General features: G+C 64.7%; 7 protein-coding genes. All 7 read left to right on the forward strand.

Annotation, left to right across the window (positions count from 1 at the left end; genetic code table 11):
* The first annotated feature begins 181 nt into the window (after positions 1 to 181).
* From ACODSK_RS32380 to fliR, 7 genes are read left to right on the forward strand one after another with little or no spacing between them, the layout of a single operon-like run.
* Positions 182 to 646 (forward strand): flagellar basal body-associated FliL family protein, encoded by a 465-nt coding sequence (locus ACODSK_RS32380; RefSeq protein WP_489022204.1) that lies wholly within the window; start codon positions 182 to 184, stop codon positions 644 to 646.
* 3 nt (positions 647 to 649) lie between these two features.
* A complete protein-coding gene (gene fliM, locus ACODSK_RS32385) occupies positions 650 to 1,732 on the forward strand; it encodes a flagellar motor switch protein FliM (RefSeq protein ID WP_489022206.1) in 1,083 nt (360 codons plus the stop codon).
* Positions 1,725 to 2,171 (forward strand): flagellar motor switch protein FliN, encoded by a 447-nt coding sequence (gene fliN, locus ACODSK_RS32390; RefSeq protein WP_489022208.1) that lies wholly within the window; start codon positions 1,725 to 1,727, stop codon positions 2,169 to 2,171. The genes fliM and fliN overlap by 8 nt, the downstream gene beginning before the upstream one ends.
* Positions 2,168 to 2,542: a flagellar biosynthetic protein FliO gene (gene fliO / locus ACODSK_RS32395; RefSeq protein ID WP_489022210.1), complete on the forward strand. Its 375-nt coding sequence runs from the start codon at positions 2,168 to 2,170 to the stop codon at positions 2,540 to 2,542. The genes fliN and fliO overlap by 4 nt, the downstream gene beginning before the upstream one ends.
* On the forward strand, positions 2,539 to 3,285 hold the full coding sequence (fliP, locus tag ACODSK_RS32400) for a flagellar type III secretion system pore protein FliP (protein ID WP_489022211.1): 747 nt from the start codon (positions 2,539 to 2,541) through the stop codon (positions 3,283 to 3,285). Before fliO ends, fliP begins: the two co-directional genes overlap by 4 nt.
* 13 nt (positions 3,286 to 3,298) lie before the next feature.
* Complete coding sequence (gene fliQ / locus ACODSK_RS32405; RefSeq protein ID WP_489022213.1) at positions 3,299 to 3,568, forward strand: flagellar biosynthesis protein FliQ; 270 nt, start codon at positions 3,299 to 3,301, stop codon at positions 3,566 to 3,568.
* A 6-nt stretch (positions 3,569 to 3,574) separates the two neighbouring features.
* Positions 3,575 to 4,363 (forward strand): flagellar biosynthetic protein FliR, encoded by a 789-nt coding sequence (fliR, locus tag ACODSK_RS32410; protein ID WP_489022215.1) that lies wholly within the window; start codon positions 3,575 to 3,577, stop codon positions 4,361 to 4,363.
* Positions 4,364 to 4,458 lie beyond the last annotated feature (95 nt).

Consider the following 4,458-nt stretch of genomic DNA (forward strand, 5'->3'; position numbering starts at 1 on the left):
AGGTCCGTGTTGTACCTGATAGAGATGTGTAGATACCCATGCAGCGATGAGGCCCAAACAGGCACCATCAATCACCCGGCAAAGCGCCAAGATAACCCCCTAAACCCGCTCTTATCGCGCCTTCACCCCCTGCCCCCGCTGGGCATACTCGCGCCCAGTCTCATTCCCGAAGCAGCTGTCCATGCCCTCCACCTCCAAGAAGATCTGGTTCTGGTTCATTCCGCTGGCCCTGGTCGCCGCGGCCGCCAGCTCGGCGGGCGTGTATGCCTATGTGATGCGCGAACGCGCCGCGCTACAGGCCAGTCGCCCCGCCGCAGCGCTGCCCCAGGCACCGCTGCTGGTGAGCGTGGCGCCGATGACGGTCAACCTGCGCAATGACCGCGGCGATTCGGACATGCTCTACGTCGGCTTCAACCTGGAAGTCGGCAACGAAGAAACACGCAAGCTGCTGGAACTGTACATGCCGAAGATTCGCAGCCAGTTGCTCACTGCGCTCAGCGGCCAGGACAGCAGTGAACTGGCGACCCCACAGGGCAAGGACGCCCTGGCTGCGCGCATCCTCGAACTGTTGCGCAGCACCCTGGCCAGCGGGCAGGGCGATATCGCCCTGCTCGGCGTGCTCTACACCGACTTCATCGTGCAATAACCCATGTCCACCAACGACGTGCTCTCGCAAGAAGAGATCGACATGCTGCTGCGCGGCAGCGACGACCTCGACCCCATCGATTTCGCCCACGGCGAAGACACGCACTTCGCCGGCGGCGAGTCCCCCGACGAACACGAACGCATCCGCCCCTACGACCCGGCGACCCAGCACCGGGTGATCCAGGAGCGCCTGCACGCCCTGGATATCATCAACGGTCGCTTCGCCCGCTACTTCCGCATGAGCCTGTTCAACCTGATCCGGCGCAACGTCGACATCACCGTCAAGGGCATCGGCTACCAGAGCTTCAGCGAGTTTTCCCTGCGCCTGCCGATGCCCACCAACATCAACCTGCTGGCCATGAAGCCCCTGCGCGGCACCGCGCTGGTAGTGTTTCCGCCGAGCGTGGTGTTCATGGTGGTGGACAACCTGTTCGGCGGCGACGGGCGCTTCGTGACCAAGTCCGAAGGCCGCGAGTTCACCAACACCGAGATGCGCATCATCCGCCGCCTGCTCGACCTGACCGTGGACGCCTACCGCGATGCCTGGAAGGCGGTGTACCCGCTGGAGATCGAGTACCTGCGCTCCGAGATGCAGGCCAAGTTCGCCAATATCACCGGCTCCCCCAATGAAATCGTGGTCAATTCCACCTTCCACCTCGAAGTGGGCAACCTCTCCAGCGATTTCAACGTCGTCATCCCGTACCTGATGCTCGAGCCCATGCGCCAACTGCTCAACGGCCCGCTGACCGACGTCAACCCGGACGAAGAGCGGCAGTGGAACCGGCGCATGGCCGACGAGATTCCCCATTCCCAGGTCGAGCTGATCGCCGACTTCGCCGAGATCGATTCGCGCCTGGGCCAGGTCATGGCACTGAAGGTCGGCGACGTGCTGCCCCTCGAACTGCCGGACGAGGTCAAGGTGCGGGTCGATGGCGTGCCGGTGATGAACTGCGAGTACGGCAGCTACAACGGCGCCCGCGCCCTGCTGGTCAAGGACCTGATCGATCACTCCCTGGGCAAGCCCTCTTCTTCCAGCCGATTCGTCAAGGGCCACCTGCCCACAGCCAAGGACTCCGAGAATGAGTGATCCGAACCTTCCCGAACACGAACAGGACGAGTGGGCCGACGCCCTGGCCGAACAGGGCGCCGCCGGCGAGCTCGACCCCTGGGCGGAGGCGCTGGCCGAGCAAGGCCAGGCAGTGACCGCGCCGGCCGAGAACCCAGTGTTCAAGCCCCTGGACGTCGTCCAGCCGACCGCCTCGCCGCGGGAGCTGGAAATGATCATGGACATCCCGGTCAAGCTCAGCGTGGAACTAGGCCGCACCCGCATCACCATCAAGCAGTTGCTGGAGCTGGCCCAGGGCTCGGTGCTGGCCCTCGACGGCCTGGCCGGCGAGCCCATGGATATCCTCATCAACAGCTACCTGATCGCCCAGGGCGAAGTGGTGGTGGTGGATGATCGCTACGGCATCCGCATCACCGAGATCATCACGCCGTCCGAGCGTGTGCAGAAGCTCAACCGATGACCCCGCCCGCGCCCGCCGACGACCTGGTCGGCCTCGCCCTGCTGGGCAAGACCGCCCTGGCCCTGGGCATGGTCGCCGCCTGCATTCTCCTCGGCGGCTGGTTGATCTCGCGCCTCGGCGCGCGGCCCGGCGGCACCCGCGAAGTGGTCAAGGTGATCGGCGGCACCCGTCTCGGGCAAAAGGAAAAGGTGATGGTGGTCGAGGTGCGCGGGCGCTGGCTGGTGCTGGGCGTGACAGCGCAACAGGTCACCTGCCTGTCCGAACTGGAAGCGCCCACCGCAGACGCCGCCGCTGCTGACGAACCCGCCGCACGCGGCTTCGCCCAGCGCTTGGCCGACGCCCTGGGCCGTGGCGTGGAGAAGCGTCCATGAGGCTGCGTCCGGCCCTGCTGCCCTTGCTGTTGCTGCTGATGATCCCGGTCGCCGATGCCGCGCCTGCCCTGCAAGGTCTGTCCGGTTTCACTGGCGAGGCCGGCGGGGAAAAATGGTCGCTGAGCCTGCAAACCCTGCTGCTGCTCAGTGCCATGGCCTTCCTCCCGGCGGTGCTGCTGATGATGACCGGCTTCACCCGCATCATCATCGTCCTCGGCCTGCTGCGTACCGCCATCGGCACCACCAGCGCACCGCCCAACCAGGTGCTGCTGGGGCTGGCGCTGTTCCTCACCTTCTTCGTCATGTCGCCAACCCTGGAGCAGGCGTATCAAAAGGCCTGGCTGCCGTTTTCCAGGGACGAAATGAACGTCGAGCAGTTCCTCGACCAGGCCAGCCAGCCGTTTCGCACCTTCATGCTGGCGCAGACCCGGCAAAGCGATATCGGCCTGTATGCACGCCTGGCCAAGATCGGCGACCTCCAGGGCCCCGAGGACATCCCCATGCGCGTGCTGCTCCCGGCCTTCGTCACCAGCGAACTGAAGACCGCGTTCCAGGCCGGGTTCACCATCTTCATCCCGTTCCTGATCATCGACCTGCTGGTGGCCAGTGTGCTGATGGCGCTGGGCATGATGATGGTGCCGCCCTCGACCATCTCGCTGCCGTTCAAGCTGATGCTGTTCGTCCTGGTGGACGGCTGGCAGTTGCTGCTCGGCTCGCTGGCGCAAAGCTTCTACCCGGTCTGACTGGAGGACCGCGATGACCCCGGAAATGGTGATGGACCTGGCCTACAAGGGCATGCGCATGAGCATGACCATGGCCGCGCCGCTGCTGCTGGTGACCCTGTGCATCGGCCTGCTGGTCAGCCTGTTCCAGGCGGCGACGCAGATCAACGAATCGACCCTGTCGTTCATTCCCAAGGTGGTCGGCGTGTGCCTGGTGCTGATCCTCGCCGGGCCGATGCTGATGGAAATGCTGGTGGACTACACCCGCGCGCTGTTCAGCAGCCTGCCGACGCTGATTGGCTGACGGGCGTTGATCGAGGTCGACTGGGCGCAACTGCAGCCCTGGGTCAGCGCCTTCTTCTGGCCGTTCTGCCGGTTTCTCGGGTTCTTCATGAGCGACCCGATCCTTGGGCACAAGAACATCTCCAACCAGGTCAAGGTCGGCCTCGCCGCGCTGCTGGCCTTCCTCATCGCGCCCAACCTGCCGCCGCTGCCGCCAATCGCGCTGTTCTCCTGGGCCGGCTTCGGCGTGATCGTCGAGCAACTGCTGATCGGCCTGTCCCTGGGCATGGTCATGCGCATCACCCTGGCGGTGGTGGAAATGGCCGGGGAAATCTGCGGCATGCAGATGGGCCTGGCGTTCGCCTCGTTCTTCTCCGCCGACAGCAACACCAACAGCCAGGTGCTCTCGCGCTTTCTCGGGCTGGTGACCATCCTCATGTTCCTTGCCCTGGACGGGCACCTGCTGGTCCTGGAACTGCTGGCCAGCACCTTCGAGCGCCTGCCCATCGGCCACTTCGACTTCAACCCCCAGGCCTGGAACGCCATGGCCCGGCATGGCGGGACCATCTTCCTCACCGGCTTGCTGCTGGCCCTGCCGATGGTGGGGGCGCTGCTGATCATCAACCTGGCGATGGGCATCCTCAACCGCGTGGCGCCGCAACTCACGGTGTTCTCGGTGGGCTTCCCGGCGACGCTGTTCGTGGGGATGTTGCTGCTGACCGTACTGGTCGGGGATCTCGGGCAGTTTCTGGAGGGGCTGCTGGAGCAGGCGTTGCGCTTCATGGGGTTGTTTATCGAGGGGTTGGGGCGGGGCTGAAGATACCCCTGAATGAACAGGCATTTGCTGGCTGCCCATAACCCTGTGGGAGCTGGCTTGCCAGCGATGAGCATGGGTATCTACACATCTCTATC

The organism is Pseudomonas sp. FG98, assembly GCF_057808595.1.

What these genes read in the sequence shown, in the direction of transcription:
- fliQ (WP_489022213.1), top strand. Translation starts at nt 3,299, where the DNA reads ATGACCCCGGAAATGGTGATGGACCTGGCCTACAAGGGCATGCGCATG.
- fliO (WP_489022210.1), top strand. Translation starts at nt 2,168, where the DNA reads ATGACCCCGCCCGCGCCCGCCGACGACCTGGTCGGCCTCGCCCTGCTG.
- fliN (WP_489022208.1), top strand. Translation starts at nt 1,725, where the DNA reads ATGAGTGATCCGAACCTTCCCGAACACGAACAGGACGAGTGGGCCGAC.
- ACODSK_RS32380 (WP_489022204.1), top strand. Translation starts at nt 182, where the DNA reads ATGCCCTCCACCTCCAAGAAGATCTGGTTCTGGTTCATTCCGCTGGCC.
- fliP (WP_489022211.1), top strand. Translation starts at nt 2,539, where the DNA reads ATGAGGCTGCGTCCGGCCCTGCTGCCCTTGCTGTTGCTGCTGATGATC.
- fliM (WP_489022206.1), top strand. Translation starts at nt 650, where the DNA reads ATGTCCACCAACGACGTGCTCTCGCAAGAAGAGATCGACATGCTGCTG.